Below are 21936 nucleotides of genomic sequence, written 5' to 3'. Positions count from 1 at the left end.
CCGAAATATCCGGCCGATTCACCCCGTTATGACCGGTTCAGGATGTCAGGACGAAGCCGGAGAAGGGGCGTCTCCCGACCGCCCTGGCCGACGCGATCGGCGCACCGCTCGCGTCGGCGAGGGAGAGGGCGGCGCCCGAGCCCTCCGGGGTGATCCGTACGCGCACCACGCCGGCGTCCACCGCGTACAGCCGGACGCCGGTCCAGGCGAACGGCAGCGCCAGGCGGCCGTCCTCCGCGAGCGCCAGCGGGTGCAGGGCGGCGTCGAGGAGGGCCGGGTGGATCCCGAACTCGCCCGGGGCGACGCGCTCCGGGAGCGCGACCTCGGCGAACATCTCCCGGCCGGCGCGCCACAGCGCCCGCAGGCCCCGAAAGGCGGGCCCGTACTGAAAGCCCCGCTCGGCGAGCGTGCCGTAGGCCGCCGTCAGGTCGACCGGTTCGGCGCCGGCCGGGGGCCACGGGGTGCCGGCCTGTACGGCCGGACCTTCCTTCGCGTGGCCCAGTACGCCGGTGGCGTGCAGGGTCCACGGGTGGACGGCGGCGGCGTCGGGCTCGGGTTCCGGGCGGGAGTGCACGGACAGCGCGCGCCGGCCCTCCTCGTCCGGGGCGTCGACCACGACCTGGAGCTGGACTCCGCCACGGCCGGCCAGCACCAGGGGGGCCTGGAGGGTCAGCTCGTCGAGCTCGTCGAGGCCGGTATGGTCACCCGCCCGGATGGCGAGGTCCACGAAGGCGGTACCGGGGAGCAGCACGGTGCCGGCCACGGCGTGGTCCGCGAGCCAGGGCTGCAAGGTCAGGGAGACCCTGCCGCTGAGGACCAGCTTGTCCTGGTCGGCCGTCCAGAGCGCGGCGCCGATGAGCGGGTGCCGCTCGGCGGCCATGCCGAGCCCGCCCGCGTCCCCGGCCGACGCCGGGCCCTCCAGCCAGTGGCGCCGGCGCTGGAAGGGGTAGGTCGGCAGGTCGACGACCGCGCCGGGCCCGCCGACCACCGCGGTCCAGTCGAGCGGGGCGCCCGAGACGTGGGCCTGCGCGGCGGAGGCGAGGAAGTCGTCGATTCCGCCCTCGTCACGGTGGAGCGAGGGCACGGTGACGGCACTGTCGTACGGCGTGTCGTCGATCGTCTCCGATGACACGCGCCGCCTTCTCGTAGCTGCGCAACGCTGTTTCCGGGAAGCCGGCCACGCCGGACCTCCAGGACTACGTCGACCACCTCGCAGCCCGCCTGGACGACCCGCACCGACGACGCAACGCTCCTCGCCCTCCGCCGGATCGGCACGTAGGGCCTGGGCAACGCGTGAGAAACAGGATCCGGCCGAGGACCTCAGAGTCAACCTCGATGTACCGGCCAGAACGCGGCCGTGCGGGGCGGCGTTGGCTGCGAGTTCCGCGACGAGCAGCGCGGCGGTGTCGGATGCCTCGCTGCCGCGCGGCACGCCCCATGCGTCGAGCTGGTGCAGCAAGAGCCGACGGGCGAGGTGCGCGCCACGCTGGGCGGGAGCTGAACCGCTGGAGAAGCACAGCCGCGAGGGGTTGCGCATGGCCGGTCGTGGGAATGGACAGGGCCTTCATCCGCCCGCAATGGCGGCGCTCAGCACCAGCAACCAGATGCGACGCGCGTCCGCCGTCCCTGCGTACCCGCCCACGAGTGGCCGGTGCGCGGCGCAGGCGGTCACACCCGGTCGACCTCCTCCGGAGACGGCACCGTGGATGACCTCCGGCCATGTCGAGGGGACGGGCCCCTGTGCTTCAGAGGTCTTGCAGGCGACTGCGCGGCGGCTGGTTAGACGGCGTTGACAAGGCGTCTGCGGCTGCTTCTATGTCGACGTCGACCTGGACTCTGCGGAACTGTTCAAGGGTTTCGAGCTCCTGGTCCGTGAAGCCGCCTTCGCTCAGACGAATAGCCTCCGCCAGGAATTGAATGGTCAGCCCGATGCGAACGGCATCCTCCGCGGCGCCGCGGTGAAGCGATCGACAGGACGTGGCAGTGGGGCCCTGCCAGCCGGTCTCGATGCCGTCGACAATCTCGTCCATGCGCTTGAACTGCTTGCCGAGATACTCGTGCATGCCATCCAGATCGTCCGCCAGTTTTTTCAACTGCGACGATGTATAAGCGAGTTTGGGCTCATCACCCATGTCGGTCCCCCACGTTCGAACCTGTGATGCAAGCCGACCAACCCTAGCAACACGGACACAACTTCACAGGCATGGGGTGTCGCGCACACGCACACCTCTATCACCCCTGCCACTGGGGGGCCAGGCTTCGAATTGGCAGACATGTGGCCGCCATGCGACCCGGTGCCCGCACGAACTCCGCTCAGGTGATGAGTAGCATCATTGGTGACTGCTTCCATGGGGATCAGCACCGTGCCGGACGAAGACCGCATCACCGTCAATTTCGCAACTTTGCAACAGCTTTCGGGTGACCTGGAGGGCATCCTCCGCATCCTCAACGAGAAGCTGGACACGTTGTACGGGCGGACCGCCAAAGCCGTGTTGAGCTGGGACGGTGAGGCACGCGAAGCGTTCATCGACGAGCTGGACAAGTGGAGCCACTCCGCCGGCGACCTCAAGGCAACCCAGGCTTGGCTCCACGAGGTCGTGGTGAAGGGGCACCTGAACTACGCCGCGGCCAACACGTCCGTACTCGAAGGCTGGGGAGGCGGTGCCTGATGGCCGGCCCTTCCTCACCCGCCCAGCCGCCGGGTGGGAGCGGCACTATCGACGTCAAGCCGAGCGACCTCTGGTCGGTCTCCGGTCGGGTCGCCGCACAGCAGGACTTCCTGGTACGGGGTGCCAAAACGCTACTTGAGGAGCTGGGCAAGTACCCCGACGCAGGCGGTGCCGGCACGCCACCTGTCGCAGCAGCAGCAAGGCTCTTCCCACCAGGGGCGAGCCAGCCAGCCGCGCAATAGGCCCATCTCGTAGCGGCCTGACGAGAAAGATCCACCACCCCGTGGACGGCAACGGCCACCCGCCGACAGTCGTAGTCCCCCACGGCCAGGTCCACGATGCGCAACAGGCACAGCCCGGTGCATGGGCTGCTCGTGCCGCCGCACTCCACCATCCCCGTCGACACCGGACCGCCGGTCACCTTCCTGATGTGGCCGCCCATTGCCGCGATCCGTGCAACTCGACGCACGGACCGCATACGACCTCATACATGAGCTGATGCCCTATCAAAGCGAATGCCCCATGAGCGTCAGGGCCGCCTTGCGCGGACCCTGTGAAGACCTGGGGCAACACTCGCCCACCCTCCCTTCCCGGATTGGAACCGCAGGTGTCGAGCACGCCCGGCTAGGCCCGAGCAACCCACGAAAACCGCAGGTCAGATCCCCTTTGCAGTAAGCTCCAGAATCGCCACGTACTCCACATGAGGCGCCCTTGCCTCGTCGAACGTCAGGAAACGGGGAACCAGGTCGCGAGGCGCTTGGCGATCGCCGGTACATCGACGTTGTCCTGCGCGACTTCCTCGACGAACGGGCCGGCCACGGAAACGGGGGGCGGGACGGTACTCACGCTGACGCCGTTGAACCGCAGGAAGACACGCATGGCGAGCCAGGCGGTGCGTTTGTTGCCGTCGATCAGCGCGTGGTTGCGGGCGACGGAGTGCAGCAGTGCCGCAGCCTTCTCGTGCAGCGTGGGATACAGCTCGGCCCCGAACACGTTCGCCCGGGGCCGCTCGATCGCCGACACCAGGAGACCCATGTCACGCACGCTGTGTTCGGTGCCGTTGACCGTGCGGGCGATGGCCAGAATCTCGTCGATCTGGATGTAGCGCAGGTCCGTCACTTCAGGTAGTCCAGGATCTCCGCATCGCTGTCCATCAGCTCGGCGAGGACGTCATCGACCTTCAGCTCGGCCCGGTCCTGGGCGTTACGGATGGCCTCGATGGCAAGTTCCTGCTTACTGCGGCCCTCCCGACGGGCCCGCTCGGTGAGCTTCGCGTCAAGGTCCTCGGGGAGTCGAAGTGTCATCGCCATACAGGGATGATACCAGGCCGGTATCAAGTGGCACGGTCGGGCGACGCTCGGCTCCGCGGAGCGTGGGACCAAGCAGCCGTGCGCATCGCTACCGCGGAGGCCCAAAGACTTCCACGCGAGCGTCATTCGAGCGTCAAGAATCCCGCGAGAGCCACTTGAAGGCATCGCCGTTGCAAGCGCCTCGCTCACGAATTCGCAGGTCAGAGAGCTCTCAGAGATCGATCTGTCCGCTCGAACCGCTGCACGGAGGGAAACAGCTCGAGCAACCCACCCGGACATCAAAAGCGCAGGTCAGGAGCCATTGCCCGCAGGTTCGAGGATCGCAACACACTCCACATGCGAAGTCATCGGGAACAGGTCGAACGCCCGCAGCGTCCGCACCTTGTATCCGCCGTCCCGGAAGTACGCCAGGTCCCGGGCCAGCGCCGCCGGGTCGCAGGCCACGTAGGCGATCTTGCGCGCGCCCAGGCCCGACAGGTGCTTGACGACCTGCTTGCCCGCGCCCGCTCGCGGCGGGTCCAGGACGATCAGGTCGCACTCCGTGATGCCCGTGCGGGGCAGGACCTGGTCGACCTTGCCGTGTTCGATGCGGACCCGGTCGAGGTCCTGGAGGTTGTGGCGGGCGTCCTCGACCGCGCGCTTGCCGGACTCGATGCCGAGGACCGCGCCCTTCTCGCCGATGCGCTGGCCGATGGCGCCGGCGAACAGGCCGACGCCGCAGTAGAGGTCGAGCGCCGTGTCGTTCTTGCGCGGCAGCAGGCCCTGCATGACCGCGCGGACCAGGGTGTTGGCCGCCTGCGGGTGGACCTGCCAGAAGCCGCCGGAGCCGACGCGGTACGTGCGGTCGTCGGCGCGTTCGCGGACGAAGGCGCGGCCGTGGACGCGGTGGACGCCGCCGTCCTTCTCGTCGACGCGGAGGACCGAGACCGGCTTGTCCAGCTCGACCAAGGGCAAGCGGCCGCCGGGCTTCGGGGTGAGGATGACCTGACGGTCGTTCGAGCCGGTGGCGGTGATGGCCTCCACCGCGGCGATCTGGGGCCACTCGCGCTTCTCGACGCCGAGTTCGGAGACGCCCGGCGCGGCGATCAGGCAGTGGTCGATCGGCTGGACGTCGTGCGAGCGGTGCTTGCGCAGGCCCGCACGGCCCTCGGCGTCGACGGCGTACTGGACGCGGGTGCGCCAGGCGGGCACCTCGCCCGGGGGGAGCTTGTCGCCCTCGGCCGGCATGACCGTGCCGTCCCAGCCGGCCTCCTCGGGGGTCAGGCCCGCCAGACGCAGGAGCTGCTCGGCGATCACCTCGCCCTTGAGGCGGCGCTGCGCGCCCGGCTTGGCGTGCTGCCAGTCGCAGCCGCCGCACATGCCGGGACCGGCGTACGGGCACGGCGCCTCGACGCGGTCCTTGGACGGCTCGATGATCCGTACCGCGTCGGCCCGCAGGAAGCGGGAGTCCGTGTCGCCGTCGGTGACCCTGGCGATGATCTTCTCGCCGGGGAGCGTGTGTCGTACGAAGAGCACCTGGTTCCCGTCGGTGCGGGCGATGCAGTGACCGCCGTGTGCGACGGGCCCGACCTCGACCTCGTACTCCTCCCCGACCAGCGACGACGTGGGTTCGTTCTGCATGAGGGGAGGCTCCAGGGAGAAAGGGGGCAAACGGTCGAGCATACGGCCGGACAACAGCCCGTCAGTCTACGTGGACATGGCCGGGGGTGCTTACCACGACCGGCCGCCGCCCCGCCCCGTCGTCCGTCGTCCGGTGGGCTCACCCCTTGCGGTTCGGCCCCTTGCGGTTGTTCGGCTCCTTGCGGTTCGGCTCCTTGTGCCCGCGCTCCACCGGGCCCCGGCGGACCGCCCCCGGAGCGCTCCAGTCCGCGCGCTTGCGGGCCCGCTTCTTCGCGGCCTCGGAGGACTGGAGCTGGTACGGGACGGAGGTCACCATGACGCCCGGTGTGAAGAGCAGGCGGCCCTTCAGGCGCAGGGCGCTCTGGTTGTGCAGCAGGTGCTCGTACCAGTGGCCGACCACGTACTCGGGGATGTAGACGCTGATCACATCGCGCGGGCTCTGGCGGCGCAGGCCCTTGACGTAGTCGATGACCGGGCGGGTCACCTCGCGGTACGGCGAGTCGAGGATCTTGAGCGGGACGTTGATACCGCGCCGCTCCCAGTCCTCGCGCAGCGCCCTCGTCTCAACCGGGTCGACGCTGATGGAGAGCGCCTCCAGGTGGTCGGCGCGGATCAGTTTCGCGTAGGCGAGGGCGCGCAGCGTGGGGCGGTGGAGCCTGGAGACGAGGACGATGGCGTGGACGCGGGAGGGGCGCGCGCTCTCGTCGGCGGGGGTCTCGTCGGCGGCGATCTCGGCGGCGACCCGGTCGTAGTGCTTCCGGATCGCGGTCATCGTGCCGTAGAAGATGACCATGCCGAGCAGGGCCACCCAGGCGCCGTGGGTGAACTTGGTGGCGAGGACGATCACCAGGACCACGCCGCAGAAGAAGGCGCCGAAGGCGTTGATGGCGCGGGAGCGGATCATGTGGCGGCGCTTGGCCTGGTCGCGTTCGTCGACCAGCAGGCGGTTCCAGTGCCGCACCATGCCGGTCTGGCTGAGGGTGAAGGAGACGAACACCCCGACGATGTAGAGCTGGATCAGGTGCGTGGAGTCGGCGCCGTAGATCCAGACGAGCAGGATCGCGGCTCCCGCCAGCAGCACGATGCCGTTGGAGAAGGCGAGGCGGTCGCCGCGCGTGTGGAGCTGGCGCGGCAGATAGCGGTCCTGGGCGAGGATCGAGCCGAGCAGCGGGAAGCCGTTGTACGCGGTGTTCGCGGCGAGGAAGAGGACCAGGGCGGTGGCGGCCGCGAGGACCATGAAGAGGAACGAGCCGTGGCCGAAGACCGCCTCGGCGACCTGGGCGATGACCGGGTCCTGGGTGAAGTCCGCGCCGACCGGGACGCCGTCGCGGAGCAGGTCGACGGCTGGGTTCTCGGCCATCTTGACGTCGGTGGCCAGGGCCAGGCCGATGATGCCGCAGAACATGGTGACGGCGAGCAGGCCCATCATGGCGAGTGTGGTCGCGGCGTTCTTGCTCTTCGGCTTGCGGAAGGCGGGTACGCCGTTGCTGATCGCCTCGACGCCGGTGAGGGCGGCGCAGCCGGAGGAGAAGGCCCGCAGGAGCAGGAAGACGAGCGCGAAGCCGGCCAGTCCCTCGTGTTCGGGCTTGATCTCGAGGTCGGAGGTGGGGGCTTGCATGGTGTCGCCGAGGATCAGACCGCGGAAGGCGCCCCACAGGATCATGAGGAAGACGCCGGCCACGAAGAGGTAGGTGGGGATGGCGAAGAGCTTCCCGGACTCCCTGACGCCGCGCAGGTTCATCAGGGTGAGCAGGACGATGGCGCCGATGGCGCAGAGCGTCTTGTGCTCGACGACGAACGGGATCGCGGAGCCGAGGTTCTCGACGCCGGAGGAGATCGACACGGCGACGGTGAGGACGTAGTCGACGAGCAGGGCGCTGGCGACGGTCAGTCCGGCCTTCGGGCCGAGGTTGGTGTTCGCGACCTCGTAGTCGCCGCCGCCGCTCGGGTAGGCGCGGACGTTCTGCCGGTAGGAGGCGACGACCGTGAACATGAGGACGACGACCGCCAGGGCGATCCAGGGGCTGAAGTGGTACGCCGAGACCCCCGCGATGGACAGCACGAGGAGGACTTCTCCGGGTGCGTACGCCACCGAGGACAACGGGTCGGACGCGAAGACGGGGAGCGCGATGCGCTTGGGGAGGAGGGTCTCCCCGAGCTTGTCGCTGCGCAGCGCCCGGCCGATCAGGATCCGTTTGGGCACGTCGGTCAGTTTGGACACGGTGAGGATCGTAAGCGGAGCCCGCGGCCGAAACGCACGCCCTTTCGACGTGGCCCCGCAATCTCCTGCGGTCGGCGGAGAACGCCCCGGTATTCCTTAACGCGATCCTTGCGCCCGTTCGGCCTGCTTTGCTTTTCCTTTACCGGGGTGCGCGGGGAAACGGACACGCGGATGAGGCATGGCCTCCCCCGGCGCATAAGCTCGACTCCGGGCCACACCGCGGGTGTGCGCCCCGTTGTTTGCCCAGCAAGCTGAGAGAGAAGTGTGAGCAGCGTGTTTTCGCAGGTCAGCCGGATGACCAGGACGGCGGGGTAGGCGCACAGTGCACATCGTCATCATGGGCTGCGGGCGCGTCGGAGCCGCTCTCGCACAGACCCTGGAACAGCAGGGGCACACCGTCGCGGTGATCGACCAGGACCCCACGGCGTTCCGTCGCCTCGGGTCCGGATTCGGCGGGCGCCGGGTCACCGGGGTCGGCTTCGACCAGGACACCCTCCGCGAGGCGGGGATCGAGGACGCCGGGGCGTTCGCCGCGGTCAGCAGCGGCGACAACTCCAACATCATCGCGGCCCGGGTGGCCCGCGAGATGTTCTCCATCGAGAACGTCGCGGCGCGGATCTACGACCCGAAGCGCGCCGAGGTCTACCAGCGTCTCGGCATCCCCACCGTGGCGACGGTGCGCTGGACGGCGGACCAGATGCTGCGCCGGCTGCTGCCGTCGGGCGCGGAGCCGCTGTGGCGTGACCCGAGCGGTGGTGTGCAGCTCGCGGAGGTGCACACGACGCCGTCCTGGATCGGCCACAAGATCAGCACGCTCCAGGAGGAGACGGGGGTCCGCGTGGCCTTCCTCACCCGGTTGGGCGAGGCCATACTGCCGACCTCGCAGACCGTCCTCCAGGAGGGCGACCTGGTCCACGTGATGATGCGTACGGACGAGATCGCCAAGGTCGAAGAGGCCTTCGCCGAGGGTCCCGAGGAGGACGGTCACTGATGCGTGTGTCGATTGCCGGGGCGGGCGCGGTGGGCCGTTCCATCGCCGCCGAGCTGCTGGAGAACGGGCACGAGGTGCTGCTGATCGACAAGGCGCCGAGCGCCATCTCGGTGGAGCGGGTGCCGATGGCCGAGTGGCTGCTCGCGGACGCCTGTGAGATCACGTCGCTGGACGAGGCGGCGCTGCAGCGGTGCAACGTGGTGATCGCCGCGACCGGGGACGACAAGGTCAATCTGGTCGTCTCGCTGCTCGCCAAGACCGAGTACGGCGTGCCTCGAGTGGTGGCCCGGGTGAACAACCCGAAGAACGAGTGGCTGTTCAACGAGTCCTGGGGCGTGGACGTCGCCGTCTCGACGCCCCGTCTGATGTCGGCCCTGGTCGAGGAGGCGGTGAGCGTCGGCGATCTGGTCCGGCTGCTGCGCTTCAGCCACGGCGACGCCAACCTGGTGGAGCTGACCCTGCCGCCGGAGTCGGCGCTCGCCGGCATCCGTGTCGGGGATGTGGCCTGGCCCGCGGACACCTCGCTGGTGACGATCATCCGGGGTGCGCGGGTGCTGACGCCGAGCCCGGAGGAGTCCCTGGAGGCCGGTGACGAGCTGCTCTTCGTGGCCGCCCAGGCGCGCGAGGAACAGTTGGAGGATCTGTTGTCGGTCCGGCACGATCCTGCGGACGGCTGACCACCGGAGACGGGTGAAGGGGTCCGGGACCACTGAGCGGCGGTTCCGGGCCCCTTCACAGCGTAGCGTTCCGCGGATCAGGCCTCCGGGTCACGGAGCGCCGCGGCGGCCTGCGCCTTGCGGTCCTTCTCGGCCTGCTCCTCGGCCTCCATCTCGGCGAAGACGTCGATGGGCGCCGGCGCCTTCGCGAGGAAGACCCAGGTCAGGTAGACCGCGAGCAGGAACGGCGGGATCTTCAGCGAGACCAGAACCCAGCCCAGCTGGGTGGTGTCGGCCCACCAGTAGAGCGGGAAGAGGATCGCGCACTTTGCCAGCAGGATGAAGCCCCAGGCGTAACTGGCCTTGGTGTACGCCTTCTTCCGGCCGGGGTTACGCGTCCGCCAGGAGAGGTTCTCCTTGAAGACCGGGCCGAGGATCAGGCCGATCAGCGGCACCCCGGCGACCGCGGTGCCGAGGTAGGCGACCGCGAGGCCCAGGGTGTAGAGCATGCCCGGCAGGTAGAAGTCCTTGGCGTTGCCCGTCATCATCGCGAAGACGACACCGAAGGCCACCCCGAAGACGCCGCTGAAAGCGTGCTTGACGGTGTCCCGGCGGATCAGCCGGACGGCGACGAGGGCCAGGGACACGGCCAGGGCCGCGATGGCCGAGACGTGCAGGTCCTTGTTGATGGTGAAGATCGTGACGAAGAGCAGCCCGGGCAGGACTGTCTCCACCATGCCGCGCACACCGCCGAAGGCCTCGAAGAGGGCGGCCTCGGTGACGGCCTTCGCCTCGGCGTCCTGCTGGGCGGCGTGCCTCCCGCCGGCGTGCTGCGGGTCGGTGCGGTGGGGCTGGTCCGTGTCGGACGTCGGCTTGTCGAGAGACGTCACCGGCTACTCCTTGCCGAGCGGTCGGAGTTCGTATGTGGGGTTGAACAGCACCCGGCGGCCTTGGCTCATGGCGACCCGCCCCGAGGCGATGATCCTGCGGCCGGGCTCTATGCCCACTATCGCGCGCCGGCCGAGCCAGACCACGTCCAGCGGTTCGGTGCCGTCGAAGAGCTCCGCCTCCAGGGCGGGCACTCCGGCCCGGGGACGGAGGGTGACGGTCCGCAACGTACCAGCCACCTTCACGATCTGCCGGTCGGAGCACTCGGAGATCCGGGTGCATCCGGTGGTGGCCTGCGCGTCCTCCCGCAGCTCCTGGGACTCCAGGTCCTCCTGGGAACTGGAGAGCCGGTCGAGCATACGGCGGAAGCGCCCGGAAGGTCGCGCCGCCTTCCCGGCCTTCCCGGCTTTCTCGGATCGGGAAACAGCACTCATACCCGAAGCGTACCGGTCCTGCGGGCGGTGTACCGAGGCCCAGGGCTACCACTCGAACGGGTGACGCACCGGCCGGGCGGGGCCCCGCCCGGCCGGTGCGTCCGCCGCCGTCAGCCGCACGTCCGCCGCGCGTCAGTCCCGCTCGAAGCGGTAGCCCATGCCCGGCTCGGTGACGAAGTGCCGGGGGTGCGAGGGGTCCGCCTCCAGTTTGCGGCGCAGCTGGGCCATGTAGACCCGCAGATAGTTGGTCTCGGTGCCGTAGGAGGGGCCCCAGACCTCCTGGAGGAGCTGCTTCTGGCTGACCAGGCGGCCGCCGTTGCGGACGAGGACCTCCAGCAGGTGCCATTCGGTGGGGGTGAGCCGTACGTCGCGACCCTCCCGGTGCACTTTCTTCGCCGCCAGGTCGACGGTGAAGCCGGCCGTCTCGACAAGGGCGACCTCCTCGGCGCCGGCCTCCTGGCCGACCGGTTCCGCGCGGCGTACGGAGGCGCGCAGCCGGGCCAGCAGCTCGTCCATGCCGAAAGGCTTGGTGACGTAGTCGTCCGCCCCGGCGTCCAGGGCCTTCACCTTCTCGTCGGAGGTGTGCCGCGCGGAGAGGACGAGGATCGGGGCCCGGGTCCAGCCGCGCAGCCCCTTGATCACCTCGACCCCGTCCATGTCCGGCAGCCCGAGGTCGAGGAGGACGACGTCGGGGTGACGGGCGGCGGCGAGCTGGAGGGCGGTCGCCCCGTCGGGCGCGGCGTCGACCTCGTACTGGCGGGCCTTCAGGTTGATCACGAGGGCGCGGACGATCTGCGGCTCGTCGTCGACCACAAGCACCCTGGTCATCGCGGTCCTGCCTTTCTGCTGCTCGGGGAGGGGGGATGAGCTCTGCTGTACGGGGGCGGGTCAGGAAGAGCGCGGGCGCGGGTCATGAGGTGGCCTGGGCCGGCAGCTCGGCGCGGGCCCGGACGCCACCCGGCGCCGCGGCGAGGGTCAGGACCATGGTCAGCCCGCCGCCCGGGGTGTCCTCGGCGTCGAGGGTGCCGCCCATGGCATCGGCGAAGCCCCGGGAGACGGCGAGGCCGAGGCCCACGCCGGCGCCGCGCGGGGCGTCCCCGTACCGCTGGAAGGGCTCGAAGATCCGCTCCTTGGCCTCGTCGGGGACGCCCCGGCCCCGGTCCACGACCCGTAGTTCGACCCGGCCGCCGAGTGCGCTGGCGGCCACGGCGACGGGCTCCGGTCCTGAGTTGTACTTGACGGCGTTCTCCACGATGTTGGCGACGACCCGCTCCAGGAGCCCGGGGTCGACGGCGACCATCGGCAACGTCTCGGGGATGTCGAGGTCGACGCTGCCATCCGGGATGCCGCCGAGCGCCATGGGGACCACCTCGTCGAGGTCGATCTCGCGGATCAGCGGGGTCACGGTGCCGGTCTGGAGGCGCGACATGTCCAGCAGGTTGCCGACGAGGTGGTCCAGCCGGTCGGCGCCGTCCTCGATGCCTTCCAGGAGCTCCGCCTCGTCCGCGTCGGACCAGGCCACGTCGTCGGAGCGCAGCGAGCTGACGGCGGCCTTGATCGCGGCCAGCGGGGTGCGCAGGTCGTGGCTGACGGCGGCGAGCAGAGCGGTCCTGATCCGGTTGCCCTCGGCGAGCCTGCGGGCCTCCTCGGCCTCCCCGACCAGACGCTGGCGGTCCAGGACGACAGCGGCCTGCGCGGCGAACGCGCCGAGCACGCGGCGGTCCTCGGCGGGCAGCACCCGGCCGGACAGTGCGAGGGCCATGTTGTCGCCGACCGGCATGTCCACGTCGGCGTCGTCGGGACGGGCGACCGGGGCCGGTCCGACGGATCCGGCGCAGGTCCACGGGTCGACGTCGCTGCTGCGCTCCAGCAGGGCGACGGACTCCATGGCGAAGGTCTCCCGGACCCGTTCCAGCAGGGCGTCCAGCGCGGTCTCGCCGCGCAGCACGCTGCCCGCGAGGAAGGAGAGGATCTCCGACTCGGCGCGCAGCCGGGCGGCCTGGTGGGTGCGCCGGGCCGCGAGGTCGACCACGGAGGAGACCGCCACCGCCACCGCGAAGAAGATCACGATGGCGACGAGGTTCTCGGGGTCCTGGACGGTCAGGGTGTGGGTGGGCGGGGTGAACCAGTAGTTCAGCAGCACGGAGCCGACGGCGGCGGAGGCCAGCGCGGGTCTCAGTCCGCCGAGCAGGGCCGCGGCCACCGTCAGGAAGAGGAAGAGCAGGACGTCGTTGGCGAGGCCGGGCGCGTCCTCCATGCTGCGCAGCACCACCGCGAGCAGGACCGGGCCGAGGACGCCGACGAGCCAGCCCCAGATGATCCGGGCGCGGCCGAGCCGGGCGCCGCGGGCCATGGGCAGTCCGCGGCCCTTGGCGACCTCTTCGTGGGTGACGATGTGGACGTCGAGGTCGGGACCGGACTCACGGGCGACGGTCGCGCCGACCCCGGGGCCGTAGATGTACTGCCAGGACTTGCGGCGGCTGGAGCCCAGCACGATCTGGGTGGAGTTGACGCCGCGGGCGAACTCCAGCAGGGCGGCCGGAATGTCGTCGCCGATGACGTGGTGGAAGGTGCCGCCGAGGTCCTCGACCAGGGTGCGCTGGACGGCCAGTTCCTTCGGGGACGCCGAGGTCAGGCCGTCGCTGCGGGCGATGTAGACGGCGAGGATCTCACTGCCGGAGCCCTTGGCCGCCATCCGGGAGGCGCGGCGGATGAGGGTGCGGCCCTCGGGCCCGCCGGTCAGCCCGACGACGATGCGTTCGCGGGCCTGCCAGGGGGTGCGGATGTTGTGCTCGCCCCGGTACTGCTGGAGGTACTCGTCGACCCGGTCGGCGACCCAGAGCAGGGCCAGCTCGCGCAGGGCGGTGAGGTTGCCGGGGCGGAAGTAGTTCGAGAGCGCGGCGTCCATCTTGTCGGGCTGGTAGATGTTGCCGTGTGCCATCCGGCGGCGCAGTGCCTGGGGCGACATGTCGACCAGCTCGATCTGGTCGGCCCGGCGGACCACCTCGTCAGGTACGGTCTCGCTCTGCCGGACGCCGGTGATCGACTCGACGACGTCGCCGAGCGACTCCAGGTGCTGGATGTTGACCGTGGATATGACGTCGATCCCGGCCTTGAGGAGCTCCTCGACGTCCTGCCAGCGCTTGGCGTTGCGGGAGCCGGGGACGTTGGAGTGGGCCAGCTCGTCCACCAGGGCCACGGCCGGGGCGCGCGCCAGGACGGCGTCGACGTCCATCTCGGTGAGGACGGTCGAGCGGTAGCCGATCTCGCTGCGCCGGACCTGCTCCAGGCCGTGCAGCAGCGCCTCGGTGCGCGGCCGGGCGTGGTGCTCCACGAACGCCACCACGCAGTCGGTGCCGCGCTCGACCCTGCGGTGGGCCTCGGACAGCATCGCGTACGTCTTGCCGACGCCCGGTGCCGCGCCCAGGTAGATCCGGAGTGTGCCGCGTCCCATGGCCCCATTGTCTTCTTCCGTCCGGCGGCGTCCTGTCGACGGCCGGTGGCGCCCGGTGCGGCTGCCGCCCTCGACGCTACTCCGCCGCGGGCGATGGTTCGGTGCCGGGAGTGCAGGTGGGGGGCGTATTGACGGAACCCTGATACGCGGCGGGGCGGGTGCGGGCGGTGCTACGGGGAGGTCAGCCGTGTTCGACGATGTGGCCGTCGCTCAGCTCCAGGACCCGGTCGGCGAGGCCCAGCAGCTGGGGGTCGTGGGTGGCGACGAGGGCGGTGACGTTCTCACTGCGGACGACCGCGCGGAGCAGTTCCATCACGGCGAGCCCGGTCTCGGCGTCGAGCTGTCCGGTGGGCTCGTCGGCGATCAGGAGGGCGGGACGGTTGGCGAGGGCGCGGGCGATGGCGACGCGCTGCTGCTGGCCGCCGGAGAGCTCACCGGGACGCTGCTCGGCGTGGTCGGCGAGGCCGACGAGGGAGAGCAGCAGGGCGACCCGCTCGTCACGCTCGGCCGGGTCGGCCTTCCGTAGCCGCAGGGGTACGCCGACGTTCTCGGCGGCGGTCAGGATCGGGATGAGGCCGAAGGACTGGAAGATGAAGCCCACCCGGTCCCGGCGCAGCTCCAGGAGGCCCTTCTCGCCGAGCCCCGCGAGCTCGGTGCCGTCGACGGTGATCCGGCCGTCGTCCGGGGTGTCCAGGCCGCCGACCAGATTGAGCAGGGTGGTCTTGCCGGAGCCGGAGCGGCCCTTGAGCGCGACCAGCTCACCGCGGGGGATCTCGAAGGAGACGCCGCGCAGGGCGTGCACGGCCGCAGCTCCGGTGCCGTACGAGCGGTGCAGGTCCTCGACCGTGACCATGACCGGACGCGCCGGGTCCTCGGCAAGGGCCGTGCCGGACTGCCCGCCGGTGCTCTCGGTCATGCTGCTCCCCGTACTCGCGTGGCCTGCGTCGTCGCCCGTCAGTATGTGCGTGTGGCCCACACCCGGGCAATGGCCGGTGGGCCGCACCCTTGGGAAAGGGCGCGGCCCACCGGCCTGTGCTGAGAAACACGCCCTAGCGGACCTCGGTGATCTCGGGGCCGCGCTGGAGCTGGCCCATGCCGCCGGAGAACTTCGAGCTCTCCTGGTCCTCCTGCTGCACGCCCTCGGGCACCATCTGGGCGTCGTTGGGGAGCTTGAGTACGATCGGGTCGCGGGGGGCCATCGGGCCGTCGCCGCGGACGACCACGGTGTCCCGGAAGATCGTCTCCAGCAGCCCGGCGGCCTCCGGCTGGACGGCGCCCTGGCCGGAGATCACCCCGCGCAGGAACCAGCGCGGCCCGTCGACCCCTACGAAGCGCACGAGCTGCACACCGCCCGTGCCGTCCGGAAGCTGTACGGGGACCTGCGCGCGCAGCTCCCAGCCCAGCGGACCCTCGACCTCGTCGATGACGCCGCCCTGCTGGGTGATGCCCGAGGCGATCTCGTCGCGGACCTCGCCCCAGATGCCCTCTTTCTTGGGGGCGGCGAAGGCCTGCAGCTGGACCGCGCTGTCGCGCAGCACCACGGTGGCGGCGACGATCGCGTCGCCGGCCACCTCGACGCGCAGTTCCATGCCCTCGACCCCGGGGACGAAGATGCCGCCCAGGTCGACCCGGCCCTCGCCGGGCTGGGAGACCTCGGTGCTGTCCCAGGGTCCGTCCGGCCGGGGGGCCGGCGGAAGGTTCATCCGACGGGTGCCCTCGGCGGCACCGTCGCCGCCCTCGGGCTCGTCGGCGACCTGCTCGGCCTCGCGCACCTCGTCCGCCGCGTCCTCGGCGGAACCACTCTTCTTGCGACGTCCGAACACGTCACTGTCCTTCCCGGTCGGATACGACCGAAGCGTAGCTGTTCCCACCGTGGGTGATCCCGCCCTCGGCGCCGTCCACCGACGCGTGGCCGCCGGTGGACCCGAAGCCCCCTTCGGCCCGCGCCGAGCCGGGAAGTTCCGCCACCTCGTGGAAGCGCACCTTCTCGACCTGCTGGACAACCAATTGGGCAATCCGGTCGAACCGTTCGAATCGCACGCTCTCGCGTGGATCGAGGTTGACCACGATCACCTTGATCTCCCCACGGTACCCGGCATCCACGGTCCCTGGGGCATTCACGAGGGCCACTCCGCAGCGGGCTGCGAGGCCTGAGCGCGGGTGCACGAACGCGGCATACCCGTCGGGCAGGGCGATCGACACACCGGTGGGCAGCACCGCGCGCTCGCCGGGGGCGAGTTCGGCGGCCTCGGTGGTCACCAGGTCGGCCCCGGCGTCGCCCGGGTGTCCGTACGCCGGGATCGGCACGTCCGGGTCGAGGAGGCGGATCAGTACGTCGACGGGGTTGCGGGTCACGGGTTCACCTCGAAGGCGCGGGCACGCCTGACCTGGTCGGGGTCGGACATGGCCTCCTGGATCTCGGCGGGCCGGCCGTTGTCGATGAAGTGGTCGACCTTGACCTCGACGAAGAGGGCGTCGGCCCGGACCGCGACGGGGCCTTCGGGGCCGCCGATCCGGCCGGTGGCGGTGGAGTAGATCTTCCGGCCGTGCACGGCGGTGATCCGGGCGTCGAGGTGCAGCACGGTGTCCACGGGGACGGGGCGGACGAAGTCGGTCTCCAGCCGTCCGGTCACCGCGATCGTGCGCAGCAGCCAGTTCAGCGAGCCGAGGGTCTCGTCCAGCGCCGTGGCGAGCACACCGCCGTGGGCGAGGCCGGGGGCGCCCTGGTGGGCGGGCTGCACGGTGAACTCGGCGGTGACACTCACGCCTTCACCGGCCCGCGCCATCAGGTGCAGTCCGTGCGGCTGTCCCCCGCCGCAGCCGAAACAGTGTTCGTAGTGCGCTCCGAGGAGCTCGCCGGGGGCGGGCGCGTCGGGGTGCCGGACCGGCGCGACGGCGTCGGCCGGGGGTGTCAGAGCTGCTGATGTTCCACTCACAGGCGCAGACCTTACCCGCGCGGCAGTCCGCCGGTCGCGCCGTGCCAAGCTTGGTTCCATGCAGCCTTCCGCACCGCCCTTCGACGAACGTCTCACCGCGCCCCGCTCCTGGTGGTTCATCGCCTTCGGGATCGGTATCGCCTGTGCTCTGATGCTGCTGCCGCTGGGGACCCTGCCGCTGCTCGCCGGGCTGGTCGGCGGCACGGCCGCGGCCTCGGTCCTGGTGAGCAGTTACGGCTCCGCCCGGATCCGGGTGGTGGCGGGGGCACTCGTCGCCGGCGACGCCCGGATCCCGCTGTCGGCGCTCGGCGAGCCGGAGGCGCTGGACGCGGAGGAGGCGAGGGCGTGGCGCACGCACAAGGCGGACGCCCGTGCGTTCATGCTGCTGCGCGGCTATGTGGAGACGGCGGTGCGGGTGGAGGTCACGGACCCGGACGACCCGACTCCGTACGTCTATCTCTCCACCCGGGACCCGCGGGGCCTGGCGGCGGCGCTGACCGGGGCGCCGACGGCCTGATCCGACCGCGAGGGCCCGTCGGGGGGGGGCTCAGGGGCCCTCGATCTCCTTGGGCAGCTGGGCCGGGTCCAGGGGCTGCTCCAGCGGAGGCAGCTCGGCCAGCCGGTCCCAGGGGATCTGATGCTCGCGCAGGTCGTTCCTGACCCGTTCGGCGAATTTGCGGGTGTCGCGGCGGTTCATCATGGCGCCGACGGTGGCGCCGATCATGAACGGGATCAGGTTGGGCAGATTGCGCGCCATGCGCTTCATGATCTGCTGGCGGAGCTCACGCTTCAGCTGGCCGCCCAGGGCGGCGTTGAGCGTGGTGGGCCGGGTGACGTCGATGCCGCGCTCCTCCGTCCACGACGTCAGATACGCGGTGCTGCGCTGGCCGAGATTGCCAGGGGGGCGGCGGCCGTAGACCTCGTGGAGCTCGGCGACGAGCTTCATCTCGATCGCGGCGACGCCGGTCACCTCCGCCGCCAGCTCGGCGATCATGGCGGGCGGTACGGGCATCATGGCGGCGGCCCCGATGCCTGCGCCGACGGTCGCGGTGCCCCGGCAGGCTCCCGTGATCAGCTTGTCGGCCAGTTCCTCGGGCCCCAGCCCGGGGAACTGCCTCCGCAGGGTGGCGAGGTCGCGCACCGGCACGCGCGGGGCCGTGTCGATGATGCGGTCGGCCAGCTGTGCGGCCAGTGCCTTTGCGCTCTCCCCGCCCTTGCGTACGCCCCGTTTCACTGCGTGCAGGCGGCCCCCGGTCGTGGGTTCCGCCCGGTCCTGCCGGTCCTGCTCTCCGGCCCGGTCCGGCAGTGCTGCCGCCCCGGCCACTTCGAGCGAGGCCGAACGGCCCCGCTCGTCGTCGGAACCGCCGGAGTGCTCCGGTAGGGCGGCGGACCGCTCGGCAGACGCGTTACCGCCTTCTGCCGGGCCTGTGCCGCCGGTACCGTCCTGGTTCGCCTCCGGGCCGTGCCGCCGCCAGGGGCGCCGCTTCCGGAACGGTGTCTCGCCTGCCACGGCCGACTCGACCTCAGTCGCAGTCGCGGCAGATGGGCTGACCGTTCTTCTCGCGGGCCAGCTGGCTGCGGTGGTGCACCAGGAAGCAGCTCATGCAGGTGAACTCATCGGCCTGCTTGGGCAGCACCCGGACGGCCAGCTCCTCGTTGGAGAGGTCCGCGCCGGGCAGCTCGAGTCCTTCGGCCGCGTCGAATTCGTCGACGTCGACGGCGGATGCCGCCTTGTCGCTCCGACGCGCCTTGAGCTCTTCGAGGCTGTCCTGGTCCACGTCGTCGTCGGTCTTGCGTGGGGTGTCGTAATCCGTTGCCATGTCGTCTCCCCCTCTTGGGTGTCTACGGGTGTCTCAGCGCACGTAACGCGTGAGAGGCCGGACTTGTGCCCGACCTGAGGCGGAGATTTTGCCTCACATCAAGGTCTGTTACTCAATCGACACCCAACCGGGCGCCTCGGCGAGGCTCGGCTTGGGTGGCGATGGGGACCGTACACGGTCCCGACTGTTCGGTTCGCAGGCGCTACCCCGTGTACTTCCCGTGATAACGATGCCCGAAAACCCGGACGATTACCGGCTTTCCGACAGAGTCGCGATCACGGAGAGTAGATGGTCGGAAAATCGACTCTGTGATTGATCACACACGACCCGCCTGGGAACGGGTCCTGAAAATTCCGCCCAAAGCGAACATGAAGATTCTGTGCAGAGTCGCATCGTGCAGCCTCTCAGACCGGCAGGGTGACGCGCATCACGAGACCGCCGCCCTCGCGGGGCTCCGCGATGATACGGCCTCCGTGGGCCCGCGCGACGGACCGGGCGATCGACAGGCCGAGCCCGACCCCCTTGTCACTGCCCGTGCGCTCCGTACGCAGCCGCCTGAAGGGCTCGAAGAGGTTGTCGATCTCGTACGCCGGAACCACCGGGCCACTGTTCGAGACGACGAGCAGCGCCTGCCCGTCCCGTACCTCGGTGGTGACCTCCACCCAGCCGTCCTCGGGCACGTTGTAGCGCACGGCGTTCTGCACGAGGTTCAGCGCGATCCGCTCCAGCAGGACCCCGTTGCCCTGGACCACGGCCGATCCCCGCTCGCCCCGGATCCCGACCTTCCTGGCCAGCGCCTCCGCCCGGGTCTGGTCGATGGCGCGCTCGGCGACCTCGGCGAGGTCGACCGGTTTGCGCTCGACGATCTGGTTGTCGCTGCGGGCCAGCAGCAGCAGGCCCTCCACCAGCTGCTCGCTGCGCTCGTTCGTGGCCAGGAGGGTCTTGCCGAGCTGATGGAGCTCCGGCGGGGCCTCCGGGTCGGAGAGATGGACCTCCAGCAGCGTGCGGTTGATCGCCAGCGGGGTGCGCAGTTCGTGCGAGGCGTTGCCGACGAACCGCTGCTGCGCGGTGAAAGCCCGCTCCAGCCGGTCCAGCATGTCGTCGAAGGTGTCCGCCAGCTCCTTCAGCTCGTCGTCCGGGCCGTCCAGCTCGATCCGCCGCGTGAGGTCCGTACCGGCCACCCGGCGGGCGGTACGGGTGATCCGGCCGAGCGGGGACAGGACACGTCCGGCCATGGCGTAGCCGAAGGCGAAGGCGATCACACTCAGGCCGACCAGAGCCAGCAGCGAACGGTTGAGCAGGGTGTCCAGCGCCTGCTTGCGCTGGGACTCGTTGCACGCCTTGAGCGCGGCGTTCGCCTCGTCCGCCGAGAGGCCCGGCGTGAGGGCGGGGCAGACGTTGTTGGTGAGCTGGATCTTGCTGTCGGGCAGCAGCTTGAACGGCAGATCCGTGCCCACGTGCAGCGCCTGCGCGGCCAGCATGTAGATGATCGACAGCAGCACGATGCCCGCGATCAGGAACATCCCGCCGTACAGCAGCGTGAGCCGTATCCGGATGGTCGGGCGCAGCCAGGGGTACGGGGGCTCCTGCTGCTTGGGCTCCCAGGTGGGCTTCGGAGGCGCCACGGGGGGCTCCGGGGTGGTGGCCATGGTCCTCAGATCCGGTATCCGGAGCCCGGCACGGTGACGATCACGGGTGGTTCGCCGAGCTTGCGGCGGAGCGTCATGACCGTGACCCGCACCACGTTGGTGAAGGGGTCGGTGTTCTCGTCCCAGGCCTTCTCCAGAAGCTGTTCCGCCGAGACGACCGCGCCCTCGCTGCGCATGAGGACCTCCAGCACCGCGAACTCCTTCGGGGCGAGCTGGATCTCCGCCTCGTCGCGGAAGACCTCGCGGCGGTTCGGGTCGAGCTTGATGCCGGCGCGCTCCAGGACGGGCGGCAGCGCCACCGTCGTACGGCGGCCCAGCGCGCGCACCCGGGCGGTCAGCTCGCTGAAGGCGAAGGGCTTGGGCAGATAGTCGTCGGCGCCCAGCTCCAGGCCCTCGACCCGGTCGCTGACGTCGCCGGACGCGGTGAGCATGAGCACCCGGGTGGGCATGCCGAGCTCGACGATCCTGCGGCAGACGTCGTCCCCGTGCACCACCGGGAGGTCCCGGTCCAGCACGACGACGTCGTAGTCGTTGACCCCGATGCGCTCCAGGGCCGCGGCACCGTCGTAGACGACGTCGACGGCCATGGCCTCCCGGCGCAGTCCGGTGGCCACCGCATCGGCGAGCAGCTGCTCGTCCTCGACGACGAGTACACGCACGGCGCAGTCCTTCCTTCGGTCCTTCGATGGGTTCACAGATCGAGCGGCCCACGCAGGGGCCGCTCGGACACGGGCAGCAATGCCGACTGTGCGCTTCCATCCTGCCCGCAACGCGTATAAACCGGCGGTAAGACGGCGGCGGGCCGAACCTCCCGACGGCTTCCCCGCCGGGAAGGCGGCGGCTTTCCGGGCCAGTTGAGGTTTCTCCGAGCCGCGACGTGGGGAAGAGGGCTTCACACCCGCGATCACGCCTGTCACATGGCACGCCACGGCCCGCTCCTTTTTTCCCCGGAGCGGCGGCGCGATCACCCGCTCCTCCGGCTCCCCGGCCGGGGGGATCCCGGGCACACCCCCGTGCCACCGACCCACGATGAGGGGGCGCATCATGGACGCTTTCACCGCAGGTCTGCTGCAACGCATCAAGACGACCGAGTCCGACCTCACGCGGGCGCGCGAGGACGGCGACGACTTCCTCGCGGACGTCGAGCAGGGCGAGCTGGACGATCTCCGCCGTCTCGCCGCCGAGCACGGCGTGGAAATCGGCGCCACCAGCGTCTGAGCCGTACGCCACGGGGCCCCGGACACCGTCATGGTGTCCGGGGCCCCGTGGCGTGTGCGGCGCCCTCAGG

General features: G+C 70.5%; 23 protein-coding genes. 5 read left to right on the top strand and 18 right to left on the bottom strand.

The annotated features are described in order from the left end of the window. Positions 1 to 37 precede the first annotated feature (37 nt). Both IG90_RS0103640 and IG90_RS0103630 read right to left on the bottom strand, forming a co-directional pair. Entirely contained in the window at positions 38 to 1132 is a 1095-nt protein-coding gene (locus IG90_RS0103640; RefSeq protein WP_030577353.1) for a polyketide synthase dehydratase domain-containing protein, read from the bottom strand. A gap of 613 nt (positions 1133 to 1745) precedes the next feature. Further along, entirely contained in the window at positions 1746 to 2132 is a 387-nt protein-coding gene (locus IG90_RS0103630) for a hypothetical protein (RefSeq protein WP_030577350.1), read from the bottom strand. 216 nt (positions 2133 to 2348) lie between these two features. On the opposite strand from IG90_RS0103630, the gene IG90_RS0103625 reads away from it, so the two are divergent. Then, a complete protein-coding gene (locus IG90_RS0103625; protein ID WP_030577345.1) occupies positions 2349 to 2669 on the top strand; it encodes a WXG100 family type VII secretion target in 321 nt (106 codons plus the stop codon). A 726-nt stretch (positions 2670 to 3395) separates the two neighbouring features. Here the strand turns inward: IG90_RS0103625 and IG90_RS0103620 are convergent. The 4 genes from IG90_RS0103620 to IG90_RS0103605 form a co-directional block, all read right to left on the bottom strand. Next, on the bottom strand, positions 3396 to 3788 hold the full coding sequence (locus tag IG90_RS0103620; protein WP_030577344.1) for a type II toxin-antitoxin system death-on-curing family toxin: 393 nt from the start codon (positions 3786 to 3788) through the stop codon (positions 3396 to 3398). After that, positions 3785 to 3979 carry a ribbon-helix-helix protein, CopG family gene (locus IG90_RS0103615; RefSeq protein ID WP_030577341.1) on the bottom strand — a complete coding sequence of 65 codons (195 nt, stop codon included), beginning with the start codon at positions 3977 to 3979 and terminating at the stop codon, positions 3785 to 3787. The genes IG90_RS0103620 and IG90_RS0103615 overlap by 4 nt, the downstream gene beginning before the upstream one ends. A 291-nt stretch (positions 3980 to 4270) precedes the next feature. Next, on the bottom strand, positions 4271 to 5599 hold the full coding sequence (locus IG90_RS0103610; protein WP_030577338.1) for a class I SAM-dependent RNA methyltransferase: 1329 nt from the start codon (positions 5597 to 5599) through the stop codon (positions 4271 to 4273). A gap of 139 nt (positions 5600 to 5738) precedes the next feature. After that, positions 5739 to 7820, bottom strand: a complete 2082-nt coding sequence (locus IG90_RS0103605; protein ID WP_033893631.1) for an APC family permease — start codon at positions 7818 to 7820, stop codon at positions 5739 to 5741. Positions 7821 to 8142: 322 nt separating this feature from the next. On the opposite strand from IG90_RS0103605, the gene IG90_RS0103600 reads away from it, so the two are divergent. Together IG90_RS0103600 and IG90_RS0103595 are read left to right on the top strand one after the other, a co-directional pair. Then, positions 8143 to 8811: a potassium channel family protein gene (locus tag IG90_RS0103600; RefSeq protein ID WP_030577332.1), complete on the top strand. Its 669-nt coding sequence runs from the start codon at positions 8143 to 8145 to the stop codon at positions 8809 to 8811. After that, the gene (locus IG90_RS0103595) at positions 8811 to 9488 is read left to right on the top strand and encodes a potassium channel family protein (protein WP_030577329.1); all 678 of its coding nucleotides are present in this window, start codon (positions 8811 to 8813) and stop codon (positions 9486 to 9488) included. Before IG90_RS0103600 ends, IG90_RS0103595 begins: the two co-directional genes overlap by 1 nt. 77 nt (positions 9489 to 9565) lie before the next feature. On the opposite strand, the gene IG90_RS0103590 is transcribed toward IG90_RS0103595, so the two are convergent. From IG90_RS0103590 to IG90_RS0103555, 8 genes are all read right to left on the bottom strand, one after another. Further along, a complete protein-coding gene (locus IG90_RS0103590; protein ID WP_030577327.1) occupies positions 9566 to 10357 on the bottom strand; it encodes a DUF3159 domain-containing protein in 792 nt (263 codons plus the stop codon). Positions 10358 to 10360: 3 nt separating this feature from the next. Continuing rightward, positions 10361 to 10789, bottom strand: a complete 429-nt coding sequence (locus IG90_RS0103585; RefSeq protein WP_078585376.1) for an OB-fold nucleic acid binding domain-containing protein — start codon at positions 10787 to 10789, stop codon at positions 10361 to 10363. Positions 10790 to 10921: 132 nt separating this feature from the next. Next, on the bottom strand, positions 10922 to 11617 hold the full coding sequence (locus IG90_RS0103580) for a response regulator (protein WP_030577321.1): 696 nt from the start codon (positions 11615 to 11617) through the stop codon (positions 10922 to 10924). Positions 11618 to 11699: 82 nt separating this feature from the next. Beyond that, the gene (locus IG90_RS0103575) at positions 11700 to 14243 is read right to left on the bottom strand and encodes a sensor histidine kinase (protein WP_030577319.1); all 2544 of its coding nucleotides are present in this window, start codon (positions 14241 to 14243) and stop codon (positions 11700 to 11702) included. Positions 14244 to 14424: 181 nt separating this feature from the next. Next, complete coding sequence (locus IG90_RS0103570) at positions 14425 to 15159, bottom strand: ABC transporter ATP-binding protein (protein WP_030577316.1); 735 nt, start codon at positions 15157 to 15159, stop codon at positions 14425 to 14427. 133 nt (positions 15160 to 15292) lie between these two features. Beyond that, the gene (locus IG90_RS0103565) at positions 15293 to 16066 is read right to left on the bottom strand and encodes a DUF3710 domain-containing protein (RefSeq protein ID WP_030577313.1); all 774 of its coding nucleotides are present in this window, start codon (positions 16064 to 16066) and stop codon (positions 15293 to 15295) included. A gap of 1 nt (position 16067) precedes the next feature. Next, positions 16068 to 16598, bottom strand: a complete 531-nt coding sequence (dut, locus tag IG90_RS0103560) for a dUTP diphosphatase (protein ID WP_030577310.1) — start codon at positions 16596 to 16598, stop codon at positions 16068 to 16070. Then, positions 16595 to 17179: a PaaI family thioesterase gene (locus IG90_RS0103555; RefSeq protein ID WP_030577306.1), complete on the bottom strand. Its 585-nt coding sequence runs from the start codon at positions 17177 to 17179 to the stop codon at positions 16595 to 16597. The genes dut and IG90_RS0103555 overlap by 4 nt, the downstream gene beginning before the upstream one ends. A 58-nt stretch (positions 17180 to 17237) precedes the next feature. Between IG90_RS0103555 and IG90_RS0103550 the strand changes: the two genes are divergently transcribed. Continuing rightward, a complete protein-coding gene (locus tag IG90_RS0103550; protein ID WP_030577302.1) occupies positions 17238 to 17696 on the top strand; it encodes a DUF3093 domain-containing protein in 459 nt (152 codons plus the stop codon). 30 nt (positions 17697 to 17726) lie between these two features. Here IG90_RS0103550 and IG90_RS0103545 read toward each other — a convergent pair whose 3' ends face one another. The 4 genes from IG90_RS0103545 to IG90_RS0103530 all read right to left on the bottom strand — a co-directional run bounded on the left by IG90_RS0103545 (position 17727) and on the right by IG90_RS0103530 (position 21307). Further along, positions 17727 to 18689 (bottom strand): hypothetical protein, encoded by a 963-nt coding sequence (locus IG90_RS0103545; RefSeq protein WP_030577299.1) that lies wholly within the window; start codon positions 18687 to 18689, stop codon positions 17727 to 17729. A 13-nt stretch (positions 18690 to 18702) separates the two neighbouring features. Further along, on the bottom strand, positions 18703 to 18999 hold the full coding sequence (locus tag IG90_RS0103540; protein ID WP_030577297.1) for a DUF4193 domain-containing protein: 297 nt from the start codon (positions 18997 to 18999) through the stop codon (positions 18703 to 18705). Between the two features lie 404 nt (positions 19000 to 19403). Beyond that, positions 19404 to 20648 (bottom strand): sensor histidine kinase, encoded by a 1245-nt coding sequence (locus tag IG90_RS0103535; protein ID WP_030577294.1) that lies wholly within the window; start codon positions 20646 to 20648, stop codon positions 19404 to 19406. Between the two features lie 5 nt (positions 20649 to 20653). Continuing rightward, a complete protein-coding gene (locus tag IG90_RS0103530; protein ID WP_030577291.1) occupies positions 20654 to 21307 on the bottom strand; it encodes a response regulator transcription factor in 654 nt (217 codons plus the stop codon). Positions 21308 to 21692: 385 nt separating this feature from the next. On the opposite strand from IG90_RS0103530, the gene IG90_RS44670 reads away from it, so the two are divergent. Next, complete coding sequence (locus IG90_RS44670; protein WP_164493914.1) at positions 21693 to 21866, top strand: hypothetical protein; 174 nt, start codon at positions 21693 to 21695, stop codon at positions 21864 to 21866. Positions 21867 to 21936: the final 70 nt, after the last annotated feature.

It is taken from the genome of Streptomyces anulatus, from assembly GCF_000721175.1.
Lineage (GTDB): Bacteria > Actinomycetota > Actinomycetes > Streptomycetales > Streptomycetaceae > Streptomyces > Streptomyces anulatus_C.
The sequence above is the reverse complement of the archived record's forward strand: the minus strand, read 5'-3'. Positions and strand labels throughout refer to the sequence as shown.